This is a genomic window from Amycolatopsis kentuckyensis, assembly GCF_041679295.1.
GTDB lineage: Bacteria > Actinomycetota > Actinomycetes > Mycobacteriales > Pseudonocardiaceae > Amycolatopsis > Amycolatopsis kentuckyensis_A.
In genome coordinates this window covers 106,914-129,523 of record NZ_JBGDMD010000001.1, presented here as the reverse complement: position 1 = coordinate 129,523, position 22,610 = coordinate 106,914, and the positions used below count along the sequence as shown (strand labels likewise).

At 70.7% G+C, this 22,610-nt stretch carries 20 protein-coding genes; 13 read left to right on the top strand and 7 right to left on the bottom strand.

Annotated features, from left to right (window positions below; genetic code table 11):
• The first annotated feature begins 97 nt into the window (after positions 1 to 97).
• From mptB to ACERZO_RS00630, 6 genes are all read left to right on the top strand, one after another.
• Positions 98 to 1,729 (top strand): polyprenol phosphomannose-dependent alpha 1,6 mannosyltransferase MptB, encoded by a 1,632-nt coding sequence (gene mptB, locus ACERZO_RS00655; RefSeq protein ID WP_372662854.1) that lies wholly within the window; start codon positions 98 to 100, stop codon positions 1,727 to 1,729.
• 6 nt (positions 1,730 to 1,735) lie between these two features.
• Positions 1,736 to 2,662: an ABC transporter ATP-binding protein gene (locus ACERZO_RS00650; protein ID WP_372660062.1), complete on the top strand. Its 927-nt coding sequence runs from the start codon at positions 1,736 to 1,738 to the stop codon at positions 2,660 to 2,662.
• A 53-nt stretch (positions 2,663 to 2,715) separates the two neighbouring features.
• Positions 2,716 to 3,441: an ABC transporter permease gene (locus tag ACERZO_RS00645; RefSeq protein ID WP_372660060.1), complete on the top strand. Its 726-nt coding sequence runs from the start codon at positions 2,716 to 2,718 to the stop codon at positions 3,439 to 3,441.
• A 354-nt stretch (positions 3,442 to 3,795) separates the two neighbouring features.
• Entirely contained in the window at positions 3,796 to 4,761 is a 966-nt protein-coding gene (locus tag ACERZO_RS00640; protein ID WP_372660058.1) for a COX15/CtaA family protein, read from the top strand.
• Between the two features lie 37 nt (positions 4,762 to 4,798).
• Entirely contained in the window at positions 4,799 to 5,728 is a 930-nt protein-coding gene (locus tag ACERZO_RS00635; RefSeq protein WP_372660056.1) for an acyl-CoA desaturase, read from the top strand.
• 95 nt (positions 5,729 to 5,823) lie between these two features.
• Positions 5,824 to 5,991: a hypothetical protein gene (locus ACERZO_RS00630; protein WP_372660054.1), complete on the top strand. Its 168-nt coding sequence runs from the start codon at positions 5,824 to 5,826 to the stop codon at positions 5,989 to 5,991.
• Positions 5,992 to 6,039: 48 nt separating this feature from the next.
• Here the strand turns inward: ACERZO_RS00630 and ACERZO_RS00625 are convergent, their stop codons facing one another.
• The 3 genes from ACERZO_RS00625 to ACERZO_RS00615 form a co-directional block, all read right to left on the bottom strand.
• The gene (locus tag ACERZO_RS00625; RefSeq protein ID WP_372660052.1) at positions 6,040 to 7,293 is read right to left on the bottom strand and encodes a hypothetical protein; all 1,254 of its coding nucleotides are present in this window, start codon (positions 7,291 to 7,293) and stop codon (positions 6,040 to 6,042) included.
• Between the two features lie 83 nt (positions 7,294 to 7,376).
• Complete coding sequence (locus ACERZO_RS00620; protein WP_372660050.1) at positions 7,377 to 8,237, bottom strand: ATP-grasp domain-containing protein; 861 nt, start codon at positions 8,235 to 8,237, stop codon at positions 7,377 to 7,379.
• Positions 8,234 to 8,533 carry a hypothetical protein gene (locus tag ACERZO_RS00615; RefSeq protein WP_372660048.1) on the bottom strand — a complete coding sequence of 100 codons (300 nt, stop codon included), beginning with the start codon at positions 8,531 to 8,533 and terminating at the stop codon, positions 8,234 to 8,236. Before ACERZO_RS00615 ends, ACERZO_RS00620 begins: the two co-directional genes overlap by 4 nt.
• Before the next feature lie 91 nt (positions 8,534 to 8,624).
• On the opposite strand from ACERZO_RS00615, the gene ACERZO_RS00610 reads away from it, so the two are divergent.
• On the top strand, positions 8,625 to 9,593 hold the full coding sequence (locus ACERZO_RS00610; protein ID WP_372660046.1) for a quinone oxidoreductase family protein: 969 nt from the start codon (positions 8,625 to 8,627) through the stop codon (positions 9,591 to 9,593).
• Between the two features lie 45 nt (positions 9,594 to 9,638).
• Here ACERZO_RS00610 and ACERZO_RS00605 read toward each other — a convergent pair whose 3' ends face one another.
• From ACERZO_RS00605 to ACERZO_RS00590, 4 genes are all read right to left on the bottom strand, one after another.
• Positions 9,639 to 10,202 (bottom strand): FKBP-type peptidyl-prolyl cis-trans isomerase, encoded by a 564-nt coding sequence (locus tag ACERZO_RS00605; protein ID WP_372660044.1) that lies wholly within the window; start codon positions 10,200 to 10,202, stop codon positions 9,639 to 9,641.
• Between the two features lie 10 nt (positions 10,203 to 10,212).
• Complete coding sequence (locus ACERZO_RS00600; RefSeq protein ID WP_372660042.1) at positions 10,213 to 12,450, bottom strand: HelD family protein; 2,238 nt, start codon at positions 12,448 to 12,450, stop codon at positions 10,213 to 10,215.
• Between the two features lie 60 nt (positions 12,451 to 12,510).
• Complete coding sequence (locus ACERZO_RS00595) at positions 12,511 to 13,029, bottom strand: hypothetical protein (RefSeq protein WP_372660040.1); 519 nt, start codon at positions 13,027 to 13,029, stop codon at positions 12,511 to 12,513.
• A 68-nt stretch (positions 13,030 to 13,097) separates the two neighbouring features.
• Entirely contained in the window at positions 13,098 to 14,078 is a 981-nt protein-coding gene (locus ACERZO_RS00590; protein WP_372660038.1) for a heme o synthase, read from the bottom strand.
• Between the two features lie 284 nt (positions 14,079 to 14,362).
• Here ACERZO_RS00590 and tkt point away from each other — a divergent pair, with 284 nt between their 5' ends.
• The 6 genes from tkt to pgl are packed head-to-tail and all read left to right on the top strand — an operon-like array spanning position 14,363 to position 22,526.
• Entirely contained in the window at positions 14,363 to 16,471 is a 2,109-nt protein-coding gene (gene tkt, locus ACERZO_RS00585) for a transketolase (RefSeq protein WP_372660036.1), read from the top strand.
• Between the two features lie 17 nt (positions 16,472 to 16,488).
• Positions 16,489 to 17,601, top strand: a complete 1,113-nt coding sequence (gene tal / locus ACERZO_RS00580; RefSeq protein WP_372660034.1) for a transaldolase — start codon at positions 16,489 to 16,491, stop codon at positions 17,599 to 17,601.
• Positions 17,602 to 17,609: 8 nt separating this feature from the next.
• On the top strand, positions 17,610 to 19,232 hold the full coding sequence (locus ACERZO_RS00575) for a glucose-6-phosphate isomerase (protein WP_372660032.1): 1,623 nt from the start codon (positions 17,610 to 17,612) through the stop codon (positions 19,230 to 19,232).
• Positions 19,229 to 20,752, top strand: a complete 1,524-nt coding sequence (zwf, locus tag ACERZO_RS00570; RefSeq protein WP_372660030.1) for a glucose-6-phosphate dehydrogenase — start codon at positions 19,229 to 19,231, stop codon at positions 20,750 to 20,752. Before ACERZO_RS00575 ends, zwf begins: the two co-directional genes overlap by 4 nt.
• Entirely contained in the window at positions 20,749 to 21,750 is a 1,002-nt protein-coding gene (opcA, locus tag ACERZO_RS00565) for a glucose-6-phosphate dehydrogenase assembly protein OpcA (RefSeq protein WP_372660028.1), read from the top strand. Before zwf ends, opcA begins: the two co-directional genes overlap by 4 nt.
• Positions 21,747 to 22,526: a 6-phosphogluconolactonase gene (gene pgl, locus ACERZO_RS00560; RefSeq protein ID WP_372660026.1), complete on the top strand. Its 780-nt coding sequence runs from the start codon at positions 21,747 to 21,749 to the stop codon at positions 22,524 to 22,526. The genes opcA and pgl overlap by 4 nt, the downstream gene beginning before the upstream one ends.
• The last annotated feature ends 84 nt before the right edge of the window (positions 22,527 to 22,610 follow it).

The window sequence follows — 22,610 nt, the reverse complement described above, 5'->3', positions numbered from 1 at the left end:
AGGCGGGGTCTCCGGCAGTGACCCGACTCACTCCGGGGCGGACCGATACCCTGCACGCGTGGCTGTGGGCGAACATCCTGCTCAGCAGGAACGGCAAGTGGCGGAGCTGGACACCGGGAGTGCCCATCCCGTCACGCTCTCGCCCGTCCGCCCGCTCGAGCCGCTGCCCCTGGAGGCCGACGAGCGCCGCGGGCTGAACGTCGTCCGCCGCTTCGGCACGGTCGGGTCGCTCTTCCTCGCCCTGGGGTCCCTGGGCGCCGGCGCCGCCCCGGTGATCAACCCGGTGCAGGAGATCCCGGTGCTGCGGCTGTTCACCCGGATCCCGACGGTGTCCCTGGCCATCGCCATCTCCGGGATGGGCATCCTGGTGCTGAGCTGGCTGATGCTCGGCAAGTTCGCCCGCCCCGACCGCACCCGGCTGGCCTCCCAGGGCCAGCTCGCCCGGACCATCGCGCTGTGGGTGCTGCCGCTGCTGGTCATCCCGCCGCTGTTCTCCCGCGACGTCTACAGCTACCTCGCGCAGAGCGAGATCGTGCACCGCGGGATGGACCCGTACGTGCTCGGCCCGGCCCAGGCCCTCGGCGTCGCCGACCCGTTCACCGCGGGCGTGTCGAACATGTGGCGCGAGACGCCGGCGCCGTACGGGCCGCTGGTGCTGCGCCTCGGCGGCTGGCTGGCGCCGATGGCCGGCAACAGCATCGCCGTCGGCGTGCTGCTGCAGCGGCTGCTCGCGCTCGCCGGCGTCGTCCTCATCGTCTGGGCGCTGCCCCGGCTGGCCCGCCGCTTCGGCGTCCAGCCCGCGACGGCGCTCTGGCTCGGCGCGCTGAACCCGCTGCTGATCTTCCACTTCGTCGCCGGCGCCCACAACGACGCGCTCGCCGTCGGCCTGATGCTCGCCGGCCTCGAGGTCGGCATCCGCAAGCTGCCGATCCGGGTGAAGGGCGACACCCCACCGCCGCTCGCGCGCGGAGAGTTGTTGTACATCGGCCTGGGCGTGGCGATCATCACCCTCGGCGTCGCGGTGAAGCTGCCCGCGGTGTTCGCGCTGCCGTTCTTCGCCGTGATGGTCGCGCGGCGCTGGCACGGCCGGCTCAAGGACCTCTTCTACGCCGGCGCGCCGATGGCGGCGTGGTTCGGCCTGGTCCTGGTCGCCGTGTGCTTCGGCACCGGCCTCGGCTTCGGCTGGGTCGGCGCGACGTTCAACACCCCCGGCCTGGTCCGCTCCTGGATCTCCCCCACCGCCGAGCTGGCCAACCTCTCCGGCGTCCTCGGCATCGCGCTCGGGCTCGGCAACCACACCAACGGCCTGGTGCCGATCCTCGGCGCGCTCGGCTACCTCGTGGCCGTGGCGATCACCGTCAAGTTCCTGTGGGACAGCTTCAAGTGGCGCTACCGGCCGATCATCGGCCTCGGCGTGTCGCTGGGCGCGGTGATGATCCTGCAGATCAACCTGCAGCCCTGGTACGTGCTGTGGGCGGTGATCCCGCTGGCCGCGGCGGCCGGGACGTCCCGCTTCCGGGTGGCCGCGGCGGTGCTGTCCGCCGCGCTGCCGTTCCTGCTGCCGCCGACCGGCAGCACCTTCGACGGCCGCCCGTACGTGCTGCCGTTCGCCTACGTCGCGGCGATCGTCGTGTGCGGCGGCGGCATGCTGATCGTGCGGCGCCTCGCTCCCGTCTTGCTCTCCAGGCCGTCCCCGCGGCTGCCCGCGCGGGCCGAGCCCGTATCGTGACCCGATGTGAGTGCCCCCGCCGTCGAGATCACCGGGCTGGTGAAAAGCTACGGCTCCACCCGCGCGGTCGACGGTCTCGACCTGCGGATGGAGCGCGGCAGCCTGCTCGCCCTGCTCGGCCCGAACGGGGCCGGCAAGACCACCACCGTCGAGATCTGCGAGGGCTTCCTCAAGCCTGACGCCGGTTCGGTGCGCGTGCTCGGCCTCGACCCGGTCCGCGAGTCGGCGCAGCTGCGCCCCCGCGTCGGGATCATGCCCCAGGGCGGCGGCGCGTACCCCGGCGTCCGCGCCGACGAGATGCTCAACCTGGTGGCGTCCTGCGCGGCGTCCCCGCTGGATCCGGCGTGGCTGCTGGACGTGCTGGGCCTTTCGAGCGTCCGGCGGACGCCGTTCAAGCGCCTTTCCGGCGGGCAGCAGCAGCGGCTTTCGCTGGCGTGCGCCCTGGTCGGGCGGCCCGAGCTGGTGTTCCTCGACGAGCCGACCGCGGGCATGGACCCCCAGGCCCGCCGGCTGGTGTGGGACCTGTTGTCGGCGTTGCGCCGCGACGGCGTTTCGGTGCTGCTGACCACGCACCTGATGGAGGAGGCCGAGGCACTGGCCGACACGGTGGTGATCGTGGACCACGGCAAGGTCGTCGTCTCGGGTGCCCCGCAGTCGTTGACGGTGGACGACAGCGGCAACGCGGGCCTGCGGTTCAAGGCCCGCACGCGGCTGGACACGGAGTTGCTGACGGCGGCGCTGCCGGAGGGCTACGCGGTGCGCGAGTCGGCACCGGGGACGTACGTCGTCGTGGGGTCGGTCGACCCGCAGGTGGTGTCGACGGTCACGGCGTGGTGCGCGCAGCAGGGCGTCCTGCCGGAGGAGCTGCAGGTCGGCAAGCGGACGCTCGAAGAGGTCTTCCTCGAGCTGACCGGACGGGAGCTGCGGGCGTGACTTTTGCTCCTGGCACTTTCACACCGGCCCCCGGGCGCGGCTCCCTCGGCCGCATGCTGCGGACGCACGCTCGCGTCGAGGCGAGCTTGACCCTGCGCCACGGCGAACAGGTCCTGCTGACGCTGCTGATCCCGCTGGCGTTGCTGATCGGGTTGTCGCTGCTGGACATCCTGCCCGCTTCGTCGCTGGGCTCTGTTCCGCGGGTGGACTGGATCACGCCCCGGATCCTGGCGCTGGCGGTGATGTCGTCGGCGTTCACGGGGCAGGCGATCGCGCTGGGCTTCGACCGCCGGTACGGAGTGCTGAAGCGGTTGTCCGCGACGGCGTTGCCGCGGTGGTTGCTCGTGGCGGGGCGGTTGATCGCGGCGCTGGTGGTGGTCGTGCTGCAGTCGGTGATCATCGGTGTGGTGGCGGCGTTCCTGGGGTGGTCGCCTTCGGCCTCCGGGCTGTTCTCGGCGGTTTTGCTGCTGGTGCTGGGGACGTTGGCTTTCGGTGCTCTCGGCGTTCTTTTGGGTGGCGCTTTGCGGGCCGAGGCCGTGCTGGCGTTGGCGAACATCGTGTGGTTCGTGTTGCTGCTGGCCGGGGGGATCCTGCTGGCGCCGTCGTCGTTGCCTTCGGGGTTGGCCCGCGTCGTGGAGCTGCTGCCGTCGGGGGCGCTGGCGGAGGGGATGCGGGCCGCGTTGGTGGACGGGGCTTTCGCGCCTGGGCCCATGTTGGTTCTGACTGTCTGGGCGGTCGCTGCCGGCGCGTTGGCTTCGCGCACGACCAAGCTCACCTGACCGCTCGTCCACACTGTTTTCGGCGGATTCGTTTTTTGCGCTCGTGGGCCCATCACCCCGCTCGCCGATTGTGACTACGGACGGCAGCACCGCGTCAAGGCGGGAAAGATGCCTTGACCCGGCACTGCCGTCCGTGTTCTGGCTTCGGATCGGGGTGGTGGGCCGGGTCTGGGTGGGGTGCCGGTTCTCTCTTTGGCTGCCGTTCACGTTCATGGGGGCGTGAAGGTGCGCTGTGACTTTGCGAGAGGGTGGTGCCCGGCCTTTCCGTGACCTTGGTCCCTTGCGGCCGCCGCGCATTTCTGGGCGCCGGGACCTGCCGAAAGCCCTTTTTCCGCGCGGTTCTACCATCGATGGGTGCCGTTCACCAGCCTTGTCGCCCGCCTGCCGTTTCCGTCCGCCTCCGTTCAGCGGGCCGTCGGGATCGCCGCCGTTGTCGCGCAGGCGCTGATCGGCGTCACCGGCTCCATCGTGCGTGTCACCGGCTCCGGCCTCGGGTGCCCGACCTGGCCGCAGTGCGTCGCCGGCAGCCTCGTCCCCAAGCACGACTCCGGCATCGACGCGCTCAACCAGTGGATCGAGTTCGGCAACCGGCTGCTGACCGGCGTCGTCATCGTCGTCGCGGCCATTGCCGTCCTCACTGCGTGGCGCGTGCAGATCGACCACCCCTCCCGCAAGCGGCTGGTGAAGCTGGCCTGGACGATGCCCGGCGGTGTCGTGCTGCAGGCCGTCGTCGGCGGGATGACGGTCCTCGCGAAGCTCGAGTGGTGGACCGTCGCGATCCACTTCCTCGCCACCACTCCCCTGGTGTGGCTCGCGGTCCTGCTGCTGCGCGCGTTCCGCGAGGGCGACGAGCCCGCGCGCTCGCTCGTCCCCGCGTCCGGCCGCGGCATCCTGGTGGCGCTGGCCGTGGTGATGTGGCTGGTCCTCGCGGCGGGCACGACGGTGACCGGCGCCGGCCCGCACAGCGGAGACATCAACACCCACCGCCTCGACGCCCCGGTGGAGTCGCTCGCCCAGGTCCACGGCGGCCTGCTGGTGCTCTACTTGCTGCTGCTCGCGGTGTTCGGCCTCCAGCTGATGCGCATCGGCGCGCCGAAGGGCCTCTGGCAGCGCTACGTCGTGGTCTGGGTGGTCGCGGTGGCGCAGGGCGGGCTGGGTTCGCTGCAGTACGCGCTGGGCGTGCCGGAGGCGATGGTGTCGTTCCACGTGCTCGGCGCGATGGCGGTGATCATCGCGACGGCGTCGCTGTGGGTGGGCAGCCGCGACCGCGGCCCGGTGGTCTCCCTGACGGCGGCGCCTAAGGAACTCGCCACCGCCTGAACACACCACCGTAACTCGGTGCGGTTACGGTGCGCCCATGACGACGCGCTCCGCGCCCAAGCCGCTCATCTCCCACCGCCGGGGCACTGGCGAGATGCTGGTGCTGAAGACGTTCCTGCTGGTGCCGTTCGCGGCGCTCCTGATCGCGGTCCCGCTGGTGTGGGGCTGGGGCATGACCTGGATCGACTTGATCCTCGCGGCGGCGTTCTACGTGTTCGCGACGCTCGGCGTGACAGTCGGTTACCACCGCTATTTCACGCATGGGGCGTTCAAGGCGTCCCGTCCGTTGCGCGTGGCGCTGGCGATCGCGGGGAGCATGGCGGTCCAGGGATCGGTGATCTTCTGGGTGGCGAGCCATCGCCGTCACCACGCTTTCGCGGACCGGGAGGGTGACCCGCATTCGCCGTGGCTGTTCGGGACATCGCCGTCGGCGCTGCTGCGCGGGTTCTGGCACGCGCACATGGGGTGGATGTTCTCGCGCGAGGTGACCAACGCGGACCGGTTCGCACCCGACCTGGTGGCGGACCGCGATCTGCGGGTGGTGAACCGGTACTTCTGGCTGTGGATCACGTTGAGCCTGGCGCTGCCGGCTCTTTTGGGCGGCCTGCTTTCGTGGTCCTGGTGGGGCGTGGTGACGGCGTTCTTCTGGGCCGGGTTGGTGCGCATCGCTTTCCTGCACCACGTGTCTTGGTCGGTGAATTCGATTTGCCACCTGATCGGGGAACGCCCGTTCGCCAGTCGTGATCGCGCCGCCAACTTCTGGCCGCTGGCGTTGTTGTCGATGGGCGAGTCTTGGCACAACTCGCACCACGCGGACCCGACCTGTGCGCGACACGGGGTGCTGCGGGGTCAGGTGGATGTTTCGGCGCGGGTGATCCGGACGTTCGAGCAACTCGGGTGGGCGACCGACGTTCGGTGGCCGCGGGCTGACCGGCTGGCCGCCAAGCAGGTAAGCGACCAAGCATAATCCGCCTTCGGCGCCACGAAAGAGAGCTGACTCGCTCGATCGTGGCGCCCGGTTACTCCTACGGTGAGCCAACTTCCCATCACCGAAGGAGACTCATGGACAAGCGCAGCAAGAGCGGAAAACTCCGGCGGATCATCGTCGCCGTCGCTCTGACCATCGCCGTGATCGGGGTGATCGCCCCTGCGTCGAGCGGGCAGGAGCCGGCTGACACCACCACGACCGTCCTCGCGGGCGGCGGCGGTGGCGGCAACACCGGTAACTAGAACACCAAGACGGGAATGATCTCTCGTGACCGATGCGACTCACGTCGGTCACGAGGATTTCCACCTGAAGGCAATACCGTAATCCTCTCGCGGATGGCAGCCTTCGACAAAGGTGTGCCGGACGAAACCGTCGCCGATGTGAAGCAAGTGCGGGTCACCGTCCGGCGGTTGCCGCGTCCGTTCGTATTCCAGCTGTTCCGCGTACCACCAGCACGCCTCAGGCAGGTGTCGCGCGTCGAAGCTCACCTGGATCGTCAGGCCGCCGGGCGCGATGCCGTGGTGGTCGATGTCCACGTTGAGCCACCTGCGTTCCTCTTCGAGCCGCCCGTCGAGCGCCTCGGAGACGAACGTGTAGCGCTCGCCCATCCGCAGTGCCCGGCGAAACTGCAAGCGCGCCTGAATCGGGTCGCCCGGGTGCAGCCAGGGTGACGCGACCACCCGGCACGCCCACAGGGCCGTCACCGGCAGGTCCGCCGGGTCGTGCTCCCAGCCGATCGCCGCGTGCGTGTCGTAGCCGTCGACGCCGTCTTCGCAGGCGACGACGTCGCGTTCGGTGATGCGGCGCCAGATCGTCCGGCGGTACATCACCGCCGTGACCAGCATGCGCTCCACGAACACCGGCTGCGCCCCCACTGACGCCGCCCGTGCCCGCCAGGCGACGCGCTCGTCCGTGACCTCCACCGCCGCTCGGCCGATGTCGATGTAGTCCGGCCAGTACGGCCCGCTCGCCAGCTTCTCCGCCAGCGAGGCCGCCAACGCCGTGAGCGACCACCTCCAGGTCTGGTGCATCGGCGTGGCGGTGGTCGGGGGCGGATCGCCGAAGACGCCCGGGAGCAGCATCAGCTGGCGGAAGCGGTCACCCAAGGTAGCCTTCCACGCGGTTCCACGCGGCGCCGGCGGGACCCGGAATGCTGCCATCAACGTGTTGCGGCGGCGGGAATTCGCGGCCGCGCCGATCTCGTCGACCAGCAGGCCCCACACCGCGAACGCGCGCGACTCGGGCGCCACCGACGCCGCCGGCGCGACCAAGGAGCGGAGCACGACCGCCGGTTCGCCCGCCGGATTTTCGATCGCGTCGCGGAGGAAGCGAAGCGGCTCGCCGTCTTTGCGTTTCGCCAACCAGCGCAGCGCGGCTTCGACTTCCGCGAGCGAAGCCGCATCTCCGACCGGCTCGCTGCCCATCCCGATGGTCATGACGCCCTCCGCTACCCCGACGAAGATCGACAATTGCAAACACGCGCATTGCCTGGGGCGTACTAGTACACCAATAAAGGGGTAGCACAGTGACCGACGAGAGGACAAGCGGGCTCTGCCTGCTCACCGGCTCACTGGCCGTGACCGCGATCGGCGCCATCGTCGCCCTCGCGCTGGCCGCGGTGCGATGACTACGCCAGCTGCTGCCGCACCGCCGAAGCGAAGCGGAGCGCCGCCGAGGCATCCGTCTGGCGGAAGCCCAGCGACGGCTCCGTCAGCTCCAGCTCCAGCAGCAACGGCTTCCCGTCCGCCCCCCGCACCAGGTCCACCCGCGCGTACAGCAACTCCGCCCGCAGGATCCCCAGCAACGCCGACGCCGCATCGAGGACGTCCTCCGCCAACGCCACCGCGTCCGCGGGTGGCGTGGCCGGCGCCAGCTCCTCCGACAGGTACAGGCCCGATGCGTCCATTGTGGAGCCCAGCATCGCGCCCTTCGAGAAGGCGTGCGAGTAGATTCCGCCTATGTACACCAGAGCCAGCTCGCCCGACTCGTCCACACTGGACTGGTACGGCTGGATCAGCGCCGTGTGACCGTCCGTGTGCAACGACGAAACGTGCGCCGAAGCGTCGGCACCCGCGGCGAACCGGGCCGCGCCCCGGGAACCCGCGCCCACCGAGGGCTTCACCACGAAGTCCGACGACGGGAACCGGGCCGCCTCACCCGGCTCGACGAGCGAGGTGGGCACCACCGCCACACCCGCGTCGAGCAGCTCCACCAGGTACGACTTGTCCGTGTTCCACCGGACCACCGCCGCCGAGTTGTACAGCGACGGTACCGACTCGCACCACGAGAGGAACTCGGGCCGACGGTCCGCGTAGTCCCAGGTCGCCCGCAGGATCACCGCATCCGCCGAGGAAAAGTCGACCGACGAGTCCCAGGCTGCCCACGAAACCGAGAAGCCCAGCGACTCCAACGCGGGCACCACGGCGTCGTCGTCGCCGTCTCCCGTGGGGAGCTCCGCACAACCGACCAGGATCGCGCTGAGGGTCACCGGCCCGCCATCTTACGGCGGTGCTCCGGGCCGATCTTCGTCTGCTTGACCGTCTCCGCGTCCCACTCGGCCGGCGAGAGGTCCTCGACCGCCTCGATCAAGGCCGAACCGGTCTCGACGCTGGGCACCACCACGTCGCCGAGTGCGCCGTCGGCGCCGACCAGCACCACGCGTGCGCCCGCCCGGCCGATGTTCTCCACCACCGCGCGGGACGGCTTGCCGTGCGCCTTCACGAACTTGCGGGCCGCGCCCAGCTGCGCGCTGGTCGGCGGAACAGTCTCTTCGGAATCAGACACGTCCCGAACGATAACCAAGAACGCGCCGGAACGCGGAACAGCGTGGCGTCGGCCATAGTTGCTACCGGGAGAACCGACCCGAGGAGGACGCATGCCCACCGCAGTGCAGGTGACGAAGACCGGCGGCCCGGAAGTGCTCGAAACGGCCGAAGTGGACGTCGCGGCCCCGCAGGCCGGCGAACTGCTGGTCGACGTCGCCGCGGCCGGCGTCAACTACATCGACACCTACCAGCGGCAGGGCATCTACCCCATCGACCTGCCGTTCGTCCTCGGCCTCGAGGGCGCGGGCACGGTCGTCGAGGCCGGCGCCGACACGGGCTTCGCGCCCGGTGACCGCGTCGCCTGGCAGGGGTCGCTCGGCAGCTACGCGGCGCGCAAGCTCGTCCCCGCGTCGATGGCCGTCAAGGTCCCCGAGGGCGTCTCCCTGGAAACCGCCGCCGCGACGATGCTGCAGGGCATGACCGCGCACTACCTGGTCGCCTCGACGTTCGAGGTCAAGCCCGGCCACGACGTGCTGGTGCACGCGGCCGCGGGCGGCGTCGGGCTGCTGCTGATCCAGCTGGCCAAGGCGCGCGGCGCCCGCGTGATCGGCACGGTGTCGACCGAGGAGAAGGAGAAGCTCGCCCGCGAAGCCGGCGCCGACGACGTCATCCGCTACGACCGCGACGACTTCGCCAAGCTCACCCGCGAACTGACGAACGGCGAGGGTGTCGACGTGGTCTACGACGGCGTCGGCAAGGACACCGTCGACGGCAGCCTCGCCAGCCTCAAGATCCGCGGCCTGCTCGCGCTGTTCGGCGCGGCCAGCGGCCCGGTGCCGCCGATCGACCCGCAGCGCCTCAACTCGGGCGGCTCGCTGTACCTGACCCGCCCGACGTCGGCGCACTACACGCGCACCCGCGAGGAGATCGACTGGCGGTCGAAGGAGCTGTTCGACGCGGTTCAGGCGGGCGACCTGACCGTCCGGATCGGCGGCAAGTACCCGCTGGCCGACGCCCGCCAGGCCCATGAGGACCTGCAGGGCCGCCGCACCACCGGCAAGCTCCTGCTCATCCCCTGAAACTTGGGAAGGCCACCTCGAGTCGCCCGAGGTGGCCTTCACGAACTACGCGGCGGGGACCGAAACGGCGTCGGTGACGAAAACCAGCGTCTCGTTCGGCTTGATGCCCTGGCCGCCCTGGCCGTACGCCAGGTCCGGCGGGATGATCAGCAACCGGCGGCCGCCCTGCTTGATGCCCGCCAGGCCCTGGTCCCAGCCGGGGATGACCTCGCCCGCGCCGAGGTTGAGGTCGAACGTCTCGCCGCGGTCGTAGGAGTTGTCCAGGACCTTCTTGTCCGACCACGTCACCAGCAGGTAGTTCATCTTCAGCTGCTGGCCGGCCTTCGCCGCGCCGCCGGTGCCCTCGGACAGGTCCTTGGTGATCAGCTTCTTCGGCGGGTCGCAGTCGTCGGGGATGGTGATCGCCGGCTTCTCGCCGAACTTGCCCGTCGTCTTGATGTCGTCCGCGGTGCACTCGCGGCCCTTGCTCTGGGGCGCCTGGGCGGCGTCCGACGACGGCGGCACCGACGGCCCCGCGGGGGCGGCCGTCTGGGTCTGGGCCTTCTGACCGCACGCGGCCAGCGACAGCGCCGCCGCGGCGACGACCACGATCTTCCCGATCTTCTGCATGCGAGGCACCCTAGCCAAGCACGGAGAGTGCCGGGACGTCGTCACCCGTGGCGACCACGCCGAGCCGCCGCGTAGCCCGCGTCAGGGCCACGTACAGGTCGTTGAGCCCGCGCGGCGACCCCGCGACGACCTCGTCCGGCGCGACCAGCACCACCGAATCGAACTCCAGGCCCTTCGACCGCTCGACGGTCAGCACGCTCAGCCGTTCGTCGTGATCGGACAGCCACGACGACACCTCGTCGAACCGCCCGGCGGGCACCAGGACCGCCACCGTCCCACCGTCCACTTCGGACAGCTCGCGCTCGGCCAGGCCGGGCAGCTCCGCGGCCAGGGAAGCCGGCCGCACCGACCACGGCGGCACCCCGGTCTCCCGCACCGAAGACGGCGCCGCCAGCTCCGGGGAAACCTCGGCGAGGACTCGCGCCGCGACCGCCATGATCTCGGCCGGCGTGCGGTAGTTCACGGTCAGCTCTTCGAGGCGCCACCGGTTTTCGACGTACGGCGAGAGCACCTCGTCCCACGACCGCGCGCCCCCGGCCGCGCCGGTCTGGGCGACGTCGCCGACCAGCGTCATCGACCGGTTCGGCGAGCGCCGCATGAGCAGCCGCCAGTCCATCGCCGAAAGCTCCTGGGCCTCGTCGACGATCACGTGCCCGAACGTCCACGTCCGGTCCTGCGCGGCGCGCTGGGCGGCGGTCAGCTCGCTGCGCGCCACCTGGCGTTCGGCGAACAGCTCGGCGTCGAGGACGTCGGAGACGCGCAGCAGCTCCTCGTCGATGATTTCCTCGTCCTGCTCGAGGATGTCGAGCACACCCTCGGCGTACGCGCGGTCCTCGCGCTCACGGCGTTTGCGCTCGACGCGGGCCTCGGTGTCGTCGACGCCGATCAGCTCGGCCAGCTCGTCGAGCAGCGGCACGTCGGCCGGCGTCCAGCGCCCGTCCCGGCCGCTTTCCAGCAGGGCGCGATCTTCGGGGGACAGCAGCTTGCGAGCGGCGCTGGACAGCCGTTCGCGGTCGGCGAACAGGTCGTCGAGCACGCCTTCCGGGGTCAGCACCGGCCACAGCGAGTCGAGCGCGGCGGCGATGTTCTCGTCGGCCGCCAGCTCGGCGCGGATGTCCTGGAGGTCCTGCCCGTCGAGCAGGTCCTCCCCCAGCTTGCGGGCGGCCTGGCGGGTCAGCGCGTCGAGGACGTCGGAGACGAACAGGCGCCGCGCCGGGTTGTGCGGCCGCCGCGAACGGCGGGCGCGGGTCCGGGCGTCGGTGCAGGTCTTGCGGTCCAGCCGCAGCACGTCGTGCTCGTACTCGATCTCCATGACCGGCTCGGGCACGCGCTGGCGGTCGCGCACGGCGTTGGCGAGCACGTCGGCCATCACCAGCCGGCCCTTGACCTCGGTCGTCTCGCGGGGTTCGACGCCGTCGGCGTCCAGGCCCGGGTAGAGCTGCCCGATCGTGGCGAGCAGCACGCCGGTCTCGCCCAGCGACGGCAGCACCTGGCCGATGTAGCGCAGGAACGTGCTGTTCGGCCCGACGACGAGCACGCCGCGGGTCGTGAGCTGCTGGCGGTGCGTGTAGAGCAGGTAGGCCGCGCGGTGCAGCGCGACGGCGGTCTTGCCGGTACCGGGGCCGCCCTGGACGACCATGACGCCGCCGAGCGGGGCGCGGATGATGCGGTCCTGCTCGGCCTGAATGGTGGCGACGATGTCGCTCATCTCACCGGTGCGCCGCTGTTCGAGCGCGGCCAGCAGCGCGGCCTCGCCGGCCAGCCCGAGGTCCTGGCCCTGGTCGGCGGCGGTGAGGTCGAGGATCTCGTCGTCGAAGCCGGTGACCTTGCGGGTCAGCGACCGCAGGTGCCGCCGCCGGCGCACCCCTTCGGGGGAGGCCGCGGTGGCGAGGTAGAAGGGCCGCGCGACGGGCGCCCGCCAGTCGACGAGCAGCGGCTTGTAGTCGTCGTCCTCGTCGAAGAGCCCGAGCCGGCCGATGTAGGTGGTTTCCTCGGCGCTCTCGGGGACGAAGTCGAGCCGCCCGAAGGCGAGGCCCTGCTCGACGGAGCCGAGCTGGGCGAGCCGGTCGGTGTAGAGGGTGGTGGCGACGTCGCGCTCGGTACGGGCCTGCGGGGTGCCGCCGGTCAGCCGCAACGTCTCGTCGAGGCGGCGCTGGGCGTCGACGCGCTCGGCGTCGAGCTTCGCGTAGAGGGTGGTGACGTACGCCTGCTCGCGGGCGAGCTCGGCGGAGAAGTCGTCCGAAGACAAAGATCCTGCTTTCGCCTCAAGGAAAAGAGCCAACCGAGTTTAACGGGGACCGCCGCGCGATCATTCCGCGGCGAGGGCGCAGTACGGGTAGATCTCGGCGCCCGCGCCGGGAAGCACGTGGTCACCCGGCGCGCACGACACGCTCGCCGGCGGCAGCCGGTCGCCGCCGGTCAGGCGGCCGGTGGGGTCGCGGTGGAGGACGGCGGCGCCGCGGCTGGTCAGGGCGCGGCAGTTCGCCGAGTGGTAGCGGATGCCGCCCGGCACGACGGACGCGGTCACCGGGGTGAACCCGCCCAAGGCCTCGGGCGCGAGCCAGGTCACCGCGCCGACCAGGGGCCGGTCGAGGACGACGCCGACCCGCTGTCCGGGCGGGAGCACCGGTACCTCGACGGTCCGGGTGCCGGACGTCACCGGGATCCGGTAGGCGGCCAGGGTGCCGGTGTTCTCCAGCACCGCGACCCCCGGGCCCAGCTCGGCGACGCGGACGGTCCCGCCGTCGGGGGCCGGGCCGGGGACGGCGGTGATCCGCGACGGGATGGCGCAACCGGTGCCGAGCAGTTGCTCCTGGTCGAGCGGCACCTTCCCGCGGCCGAGCAGGACCAGCAGGCCGAGGACGACGACCGCGGCTACCGCGGTCCCGATCCGTCTCAGAACGGCAGGCCGAGGGTCGGCAGGCCGATGGCCGAGTCGACCGCCAGCGCCACGAACACGATCATCAGGTACGTGTTCGACCGGTGGAACAACGCCATCGGCTTGGTCTCTTCGCCGCGCCGGACCGCCGCCTGGAGGCTGTGCGCGTAGAAGAGAAACCAGCCGCCCGCGAGGATCGCGAACGTGCCGTACAGCCAGGACGTCACCGGGAGCAGCAGCAGCGTCCACGCCACCATCACCCACGAGTAGATGACGATCTGGCGGGCGACGTGCTGGGCGGTGGCGACCACCGGCAGCATCGGGACGCCCGCGCGCTCGTAGTCGTCGCGGTACTTCATGCCCAGCGCCCACGTGTGCGGGGGCGTCCAGAAGAAGATGACGCCGAACATCACGAACGCCGGCCACTGCACGGTGCCGGTGACCGCGGCCCAGCCGATGACGACCGGCATGCAGCCCGCCGCGCCGCCCCAGACCACGTTCTGCGACGTCCGCCGCTTCAGGCCGAGCGTGTAGACGAAGATGTAGAAGAGGATCGTCGCGACCGCCAGGATCGCCGACAGCAGGTTGACCGTGAAGTAGAGCACCACGGCCGACGCGACGCCCATCACCAAGCCGAAGATCAGCGCGCCGCGGCGGGGCACCGAGTCCTTCACCAGCGGCCGGCGCTTCGTGCGGTTCATCACCTTGTCGATGTCCGCGTCGATCACGCAGTTGAGCGCGTTCGCGCTGCCCGCGGCCATCGTCCCGCCGACCAGCGTGGCCAGGACCAGCCACGGCGAGGGGATCTGACGGCCGGCGAGGAACATCGCCGGGATGGTGGTCACCAGGAGGAGCTCGATGACCCGCGGCTTCGCGAGCGCCGCGTAGGCGCCGACGACCCGGCGGATGCTTCGCCGGTCACCGTGCGGTCGCTCACCGGTCGGGTGCACGGCGCTGGTGTCCTCACTGCGTCCGTGCGCAGCGTTCACCAACGACATTTCACTCCCTGCGTCAGGTTCGGGCGGGACCAGTCCGGGTAGCCGAAGAAACCAGCCCTACTGAACCCTCGAACGATGTTAGACGTGGTGAATCCCGTGGGTGATCGCGGGTCCTCGACTCCCCGAAGCACTAGGCTGGCCGCGACGGGCCGCGATTGCCCCTGCGCATGGCCGCGAGCAGGAATATCGTCCCTTCGGGATCGATTGAGATAGGTAGCCGCGCGCACGGGTAACCGGAACGAGGAAGACCAGCCGCAACCATCATGACCGGGAGTTGGAGTTCAGTGTCCGAAACCGCCACTACCAGCGAGAACAACCCACTCCTCCGGCGCAACGTGCCCGCCGACTGGACCGACACCGACACCCGCGCCGTGGACACCGTCCGGGTGCTGGCCGCGGACGCGGTCGAAAACTGTGGCAGTGGCCACCCCGGCACCGCGATGAGCCTCGCGCCGCTGGCCTACACGCTCTTCCAGCGCACGCTGCGTCACGACCCGAACGACCAGCACTGGCCCGGGCGTGACCGGTTCGTCCTCTCGGCCGGCCACTCGAGCCTGACGCTCTACATCCAGCTGTTCCTCGCCGGCTACGGCCTCGAGCTCGAGGACCTCAAGCAGCTGCGCAAGTGGGGCTCGAAGACCCCGGGTCACCCGGAGTACCGCCACACCGACGGCGTCGAGACCACCACCGGCCCGCTGGGGCAGGGCCTGGCGAACGCCGTGGGCATGGCTATGGCCGCCCGCCGCGAGCGGGGCCTGCTCGACCCGGACGCCGCGCCCGGCGAGAGCATCTTCGACCACCACATCTACGTGATCGCCTCCGACGGCGACATCGAAGAGGGCGTCACCTCCGAGGCCTCGTCCATCGCGGGCCGCCAGGAGCTGGGGAACCTGATCGTCTTCTACGACGACAACAAGATCTCGATCGAGGACGACACCAACATCGCGCTGTCCGAGGACACCGTGAAGCGCTACGAGGCCTACGGGTGGCACACCCAGGTCGTCGAGGGCGGCGAGGACGTCGTCGCGATCGAGGAGGCCATCAAGGCCGCCAAGGCCGAGACGCAGCGGCCGTCGTTCATCGCGCTGCGCACCGTCATCGGCTACCCGGCGCCGAAGAAGATGGGCACCGGCAAGGCGCACGGCGCCGCGCTGGGCGCCGAAGAGGTCGCCGCGGTCAAGAAGATCCTCGGCTTCGACCTGGAGCAGTCGTTCCAGGTCGAGGACGACGTGCTCAAGCACACCCGCCAGGCGCTGGAGCGCGGCAAGGCCGCGCACGCCGAGTGGCAGGAGAAGTACGAGGCCTGGGGCAAGGCCAACCCGGAGCGCAAGAAGATCGGCGACCGGATGGCCACCCGCACGCTGCCCGAGGGCTTCGCCGACAACCTGCCGAAGTGGGAGCCGGACGCCAAGGGCATCGCGACCCGCAAGGCCTCCGGTGAGGTGCTCAACGCCCTCGCCGAGCCGCTGCCGGAGCTGTGGGGCGGTTCGGCCGACCTGGCCGAGAGCAACAACACGACGATGAAGGGCGCCGACTCGTTCGGCCCCGAGAAGGCCGCCACCGACATGTGGCAGGCCAACCCGTACGGCCGGACGCTGCACTTCGGCGTCCGCGAGCACGCCATGGGCTCGATCCTCAACGGGATCGCGCTGCACGGCGGCACCCGCCCGTACGGCGCGACGTTCCTCATCTTCTCCGACTACATGCGCCCGCCGGTCCGGCTGGCCGCGCTGATGAAGGCGCCGGTCACCTACGTGTGGACGCACGACTCGATCGGCCTCGGCGAGGACGGGCCGACGCACCAGCCGATCGAGCAGCTCTCCGCGCTGCGCGCGATCCCGGGCCTCAACGTCGTCCGCCCGGCGGACGCCAACGAGACCGCGTACGCGTGGAAGGCGGTCCTGGAGGACATCCACCACCCGTCCGGCCTGGCGCTGACCCGCCAGAACGTGCCGGTGCTCGAGGGCACCAGCGCCGAGGGCGTGGCCAAGGGCGGGTACGTCCTGGCCGACTTCGGCAAGGCGGACGACGAGCACGTGGTGCTCATCGCCACCGGCTCCGAGGTCCAGCTCGCCGTCGAGGCCGGCAAGAAGCTGGCCGAAGAGGGCGTCGCCGCCCGGGTGGTCTCGATGCCGTGCGTCGAGTGGTTCGACGCTCAGGACCAGGAGTACCGCGATTCGGTCATCCCGCCGTCGGTGAAGGCCCGCGTGTCCGTCGAGGCGGGGATCGCCCAGTCGTGGCACCGCTTCACCGGTGACGCCGGGGTGAACGTTTCGATCGAGCACTTCGGCGCCTCCGCCGATGCCGCCACACTGTTCCGTGAGTTCGGTTTCACCGCGGAAGCAGTCGTCGAGGCCGCGCGCCGCTCGATCCAGAACACCAAGAATTCCTGAAGGGGATGACGCAGCAAATGAGCAACGACAAGCTCGCGCAGCTGTCCGCGGCCGGTGTTTCGATCTGGCTGGACGACCTTTCGCGTGAACGCCTGAACACCGGCAACCTGGCCGACCTGATCCGCGACAAGCACGTCGTGGGCGTGACGACCAACCCGACGATCTTCGCCAACGCGATGTCGAAGGGCGACGCCTACGACGAGCGGACGCGGGAGCTCGCCGCCCAGGGCGCCGACGTCGAGGCGACCATCCGGGACCTGACCACGACCGACGTGCGCAACGCCGCGGACCTGTTCCGCGACGTCTACACCGCCACGAACGGCGTCGACGGCCGCGTCTCCATCGAGGTCGACCCGCGCCTGGCCAAGGACACCGACAAGACGGTGGTCGAGGCGCAGGACCTGTGGAAGACCGTGGACCGGCCGAACGTGCTGATCAAGATCCCGGCCACCGAAGAGGGCCTGCCGGCCATCACGAAGACCCTGGCCGAGGGCATCAGCGTCAACGTCACGCTGATCTTCTCCGTCGAGCGGTACAAGAAGGTCATCGAGGCCTTCTTCGCCGGCCTGGAGCAGGCGAAGGCCAACGGTCACGACCTGCGCGGCATCCACTCCGTGGCGTCGTTCTTCGTGTCCCGCGTGGACACCGAGATCGACAAGCGCCTGGACGCGATCGGCACCGACGAGGCCAAGGCCCTGCGCGGCAAGGCGGCCGTCGCCAACGCGCGGCTCGCCTACGCGGCCTTCGAGGAGCTGTTCTCCTCGGACCGCTGGAAGGCCCTCGCCGCCGACGGTGCCAACGCGCAGCGCCCGCTGTGGGCCTCGACCGGCGTGAAGAACCCGGACTACTCCCCCACCCTCTACGTCGACCAGCTCGTGGTGAAGGACACCGTCAACACGATGCCGGAGAAGACCCTCGACGAGGTCGCGGAGCACGCGGAGATCACCGGCGACCAGGTCACCGGCCGCGCCGCCGAGGCGCAGGAGGTCTTCGACAAGCTCGAGGCGGTCGGCATCGACATCCGCGACGTGTTCCTCACGCTGGAGAACGAGGGCGTCGAGAAGTTCGAGAAGTCGTGGACCGAGCTTCTGGAGACCGTGAACGGGCAGCTCGAGAAGGCGAAGGGCTGAAGCACGACATGACGACAGGTGAGAAGACCGGCGTCGAGATCGTGGACGCCGCACTGGCGGAGCGTGCCGCACCGCTGGCCGAGCAGCTGGTCAACGACCAAGCGGCTTCGAAGCTGGCGGCGCAGGACGCGACGCTCTGGGGGCCGGACGCCGAATCCGAGGCGTCGATCCGGCTGTCGTGGACGACGCTGCACAAGTCGTCGCGGCCGCTGATCGGCGAGATCGAGGCGCTGCGGACCGAGCTGCGGAGTGAGGGCGTCGACCGCGTCGTGCTGGCCGGCATGGGCGGCTCGTCGCTGGCGCCCGAGGTGATCACCGCGACCGACGGCGTGCCGCTGACCGTCCTCGACACCACCGACCCGGGCCAGGTCGCCGACGCGCTCGCCGGCGACCTCGAGCGCACGGTGATCGTGGTGTCGTCGAAGTCGGGCGGCACCGTCGAGACCGACAGCCACCGGCGGATCTTCGCGAAAGCGTTCACCGACGCGGGCATCGACGCGGCGCGGCGGATCGTGGTCGTCACCGACCCGGGCTCGCCGTTCCAGGAACTGTCCGAAAAGGAGGGTTACCGCAAGACCTTCCTCGCCGACCCGCACGTCGGCGGCCGCTACTCGGCGCTGACCGCGTTCGGGCTCGTCCCGGCCGGTCTCGCCGGCGCGGACGTCGCCCGGCTGCTCGACCAGGCCGCTTCGGTGGCCGACGAGCTGGCCGCGGACACGGCCGGCAACCCGGCGGTCAAGCTGGCCGCCGCCTGGGCCGCCGCGCACGAGGCGGGCGCGGAGAAGGTCGTCCTGGCCGACTCCGGTTCCGGGATCAAGGGCTTTCCCGACTGGGCGGAGCAGCTGATCGCGGAATCCACCGGCAAGCAGGGCACCGGCCTGCTGCCGGTCGCGGTGGAGGGCCCGGAGGCGCCCGGCTTCGCCGACGCCAAGTCCGACGCCACGCCGACCGCGGTCGGCGGCCCGCAGGGTGCGGCGAAGATCTCGGTCACCGGGTCGCTGGGTGCGCAGTTCCTGCTCTGGGAGTTCGCCACGGCGCTCGCCGGGCGGCTGCTCGGGATCAACCCGTTCGACCAGCCCGACGTCGAAGCGGCCAAGAAGGCGGCCCGCGCGCTGCTGGACGACCCGGAGAAGCTGAAGGGCGGCGAGACCGCGTCCAATGTGGACGGACCAGTCGAGATCTTCGGTTCCGAAGGCGTTGCCACCGAAGGAAGCCTGACCGACGTGCTGCGCGCGTTCTTCGCTTCGGCCCCGGACGCGGGCTACATCGCGGTGCAGGCGTACCTCGACCGGCTCGAAGACGCGTCGACGTCGCTGCTGCGCGGCGAAATCGCCAAGCGGACCGGGCTGCAGACGACGTTCGGCTGGGGCCCGCGGTTCCTGCACTCCACCGGCCAGTACCACAAGGGCGGGCACCAGAACGGCGTGTTCCTGCAGCTCACCGGCGCCGTCGAGCACGACCTCGACGTCCCGGAGCGGCCGTACACGCTGGGGCAGCTGCAGCACGCCCAGGCACTGGGTGACGGGCAGGTGCTCGCCGAGCACGGCCGCCCGGTGCTGCGCCTGCACCTGACCGACCGGGCCGCGGGTCTCGCGGCCGTCGTCCGTGCGGTACAGGAGGTTTCCGCATGACGTGGAAGAACCCGCTGCGCGATCCGCGGGACAAGCGGCTCCCGCGGATCGCCGGGCCGTCCAGCCTGGTGATCTTCGGGGTCACCGGCGACCTGGCCCGCAAGAAGCTGATGCCCGCCATCTACGACCTGGCCAACCGCGGGCTGCTGCCCGCCGGCTTCTCGCTCGTCGGGTTCGCCCGGCGCGACTGGGAGCACCAGGACTTCGGCGAGCTCGTGCACGACTCGGTCAAGGAGCACGCGCGGACGCCGTTCAAGGAGTCGGTGTGGAACCGGCTCGCCGAAGGCATCCGGTTCGTCCAGGGCACGTTCGACGACGACGACGCCTTCGACCGGCTCGCGCAGACGGTCAAGGACCTCGACCACGAGCGCGGCACCGGCGGCAACACCGCGTTCTACCTGTCGATCCCGCCCGGCGCGTTCCCGGTGGTGACCAAGCAGCTGGCCCGCTCCGGGCTCGCGAACGCCGACGAGAACACCTGGCGGCGCGTCGTCATCGAGAAGCCCTTCGGCCACGACCTCAAGAGCGCCGAAGAGCTGAACGCAATCGTCAACGACGTCTTCCCCGAGGAGTCGGTGTTCCGCATCGACCACTACCTCGGCAAGGAGACGGTGCAGAACATCCTGGCGCTGCGCTTCGCGAACCAGCTGTTCGAGCCGATCTGGAACGCCAACTTCGTCGACCACGTGCAGATCACCATGGCCGAGGACATCGGCCTCGGTGGGCGCGCGGGGTACTACGACGGCATCGGCGCCGCCCGGGACGTCATCCAGAACCACCTGCTGCAGCTGCTGGCCTTCACCGCGATGGAGGAGCCGCTGTCGTTCGACCCGCGGGCCCTGCGCGCGGAGAAGATCAAGGTGCTCTCGGGCACCAAGCCGCTGGGACCGCTGGACAAGACGACCGCGCGCGGCCAGTACGCGGGCGGCTGGCAGGGCGGCACGAAGGTGCCCGGCCTGCTGCAGGAAGAGGGCTTCGCGAAGGACTCGAAGACCGAGACCTACGCCGCGGTGACCCTCGAGGTGCAGAGCCGCCGCTGGGCCGGGGTGCCGTTCTACCTGCGCACCGGCAAGCGGCTCGGCCGCCGCGTCACCGAGATCGCCGTCGTGTTCAAGCGGGCGCCGCACCTGCCGTTCGACTCGACGTCGACCGAGGAGCTGGGGCAGAACGCCCTGGTCATCCGGGTCCAGCCGGACGAGGGCATCACGCTGCGGTTCGGCTCGAAGGTGCCGGGGACCACGATGGAGGTCCGCGACGTCACGATGGACTTCGGCTACGGGCACGCGTTCACCGAGTCCTCCCCCGAGGCCTACGAACGCCTGATCCTCGACGTCCTGCTGGGTGAGCCGTCGCTGTTCCCGGTGAACGAAGAGGTCGAGCTGTCCTGGAAGATCCTCGACCCGATCCTGGCGCACTGGGCCAAGGAAGGCGCGCCCGAGCAGTACGCGCCGGGCACCTGGGGTCCGCCGTCCGCCGACGAAATGCTGGAGCGCACCGGCCGGAAATGGAGGCGCCCGTGATCATCGACCTGCCGTCCACCACGACTTCGGCACTCAACAAGAAGCTGGTGGAGATCCGCGAACAGGGCGGGCAAGTCGCGCTCGGGCGGGTCCTGACGCTGGTGATCGTGGCCGACGACGACGCCAAGCTCGAAGACGCCATCGAGGCGGCCAACGGCGCGAGCCGCGAGCACCCGTCGCGGGTGATCGTGGTGGCCAAGGGCGCCCGCACCGCGGCCCCGCGCATCGACGGCCAGATCCGGGTCGGCGGCGACGCCGGCGCGAGCGAGGTCATCGTGCTGCGCCTGTACGGCCCGCTGGCCGCGCAGGGCCAGAGCGCGGTGGTGCCGCTGCTGCTGCCGGACGCGCCGATCGTCTGCTGGTGGCCCGGGGCCGGTCCGAAGGACCCGGCGAAGGACCCGCTGGGCGAGCTGGCCCAGCGCCGGATCACCGACTCCGCCGCGGAGAAGAACCCGGTCCGGGCGCTGACCACGCGCGCGAAGGCGTACACGGCCGGCGACACCGACCTGGCGTGGACCCGGCTGACCCGCTGGCGGGCGCAGCTGGTGTCGGCGCTGGACCTGCCGCCGTACGAGAAGGTCACCGGCGCGACGGTGACCGGCGAGGCCGATTCGCCGTCGACCGAGCTGCTGGCCGGCTGGCTGGCCGAGTACCTCAAGGTGCCGGTCAAGCGGGTCAAGAGCACGGGCGCGGCCGGGATCATCTCGGTGACCCTGGAGCGCCGGTCGGGCCCGGTGGAGCTGCACCGGCCGGACGGCCGCGTCGGCACGCTGACCCAGCCGGGCCAGCCGACCCGCCGGATCGCGCTGCAGCGGCGTGACAACCAGGACTGCCTGATCGAGGAGCTGCGGCGGCTCGACCCGGACGAGGTGTACGAGACGTCGCTGCACGGGCTTTCGAAGATCACCTCCGGCACGAACGGCAAGACGGGGGCGCCGCCGAAGGCCGACGTCACTTCGCCTGCCGCGGCGGCGGCCGCTTCCGGTTCGAAGAAATGAGCAAGACGGAAGTAGTCGTCTACGCGAACCAGGACCTCCTGGCGGCCGCGGCTGCGGCCCGGCTGGTCACGCGGCTGGTGGACGTCCAGGCGGCCAAGGGATCGGCCTCACTGGTGCTGACGGGCGGCGGAACGGGCATCGCGGTGCTGTCGGAGCTGCGCGAGTCTTCGGCCCGCGACGCGATCGACTGGTCCCGCTTGGACATCTACTGGGGCGATGAGCGGTTCGTCCCGGCGGATTCCGACGAGCGGAACGAGAAGCAGGCCCGCGAGGCGTTGCTGGACCACGTGCCGCTGGACCCGAAGAGGGTCCACGCGATGGCGCCTTCGGACGGCGAGTTCGGCTCCGACGTGGACGCGGCGGCGTCGGCTTACGCCCGCGTTCTGTCCGACAACGCCGGCCCGGAGGACCACGGCGACGTGCCGTCGTTCGACATCATGCTGCTGGGCCTGGGCGGCGAAGGGCACACGGCTTCGGTGTTCCCGGAGTCGCCGGCGGTGTACGAGACCGAGCGGTCGGTGGTGGCGGTGCGGAACTGTCCCAAGCCGCCGCCCACGCGGATCTCGTTGACGTTGCCGGCCATCCGCCAGGCGCGTGACATCTGGCTGATGACCGCGGGTGAGGCCAAGGCGGACGCGGTGGCATTGGCGCTGTCGGGGGCCGGCGAGGTCCAGTTGCCGGTGGCCGGCGCCCGCGGGCACCGGCGGACGTTGTGGCTGTTGGATCGAGCTGCGGCGGGGAAGCTGACGAAGGTGTATCAGCCGCCCACGGCTTGAGTTCGGTTCGGTGGAGGCCCCCTCGGTTCGCGCCGAGGGGGCCTTCGTCGTTCCTGAGCGTGCCGCCCGCCCCCTCGGGCATCA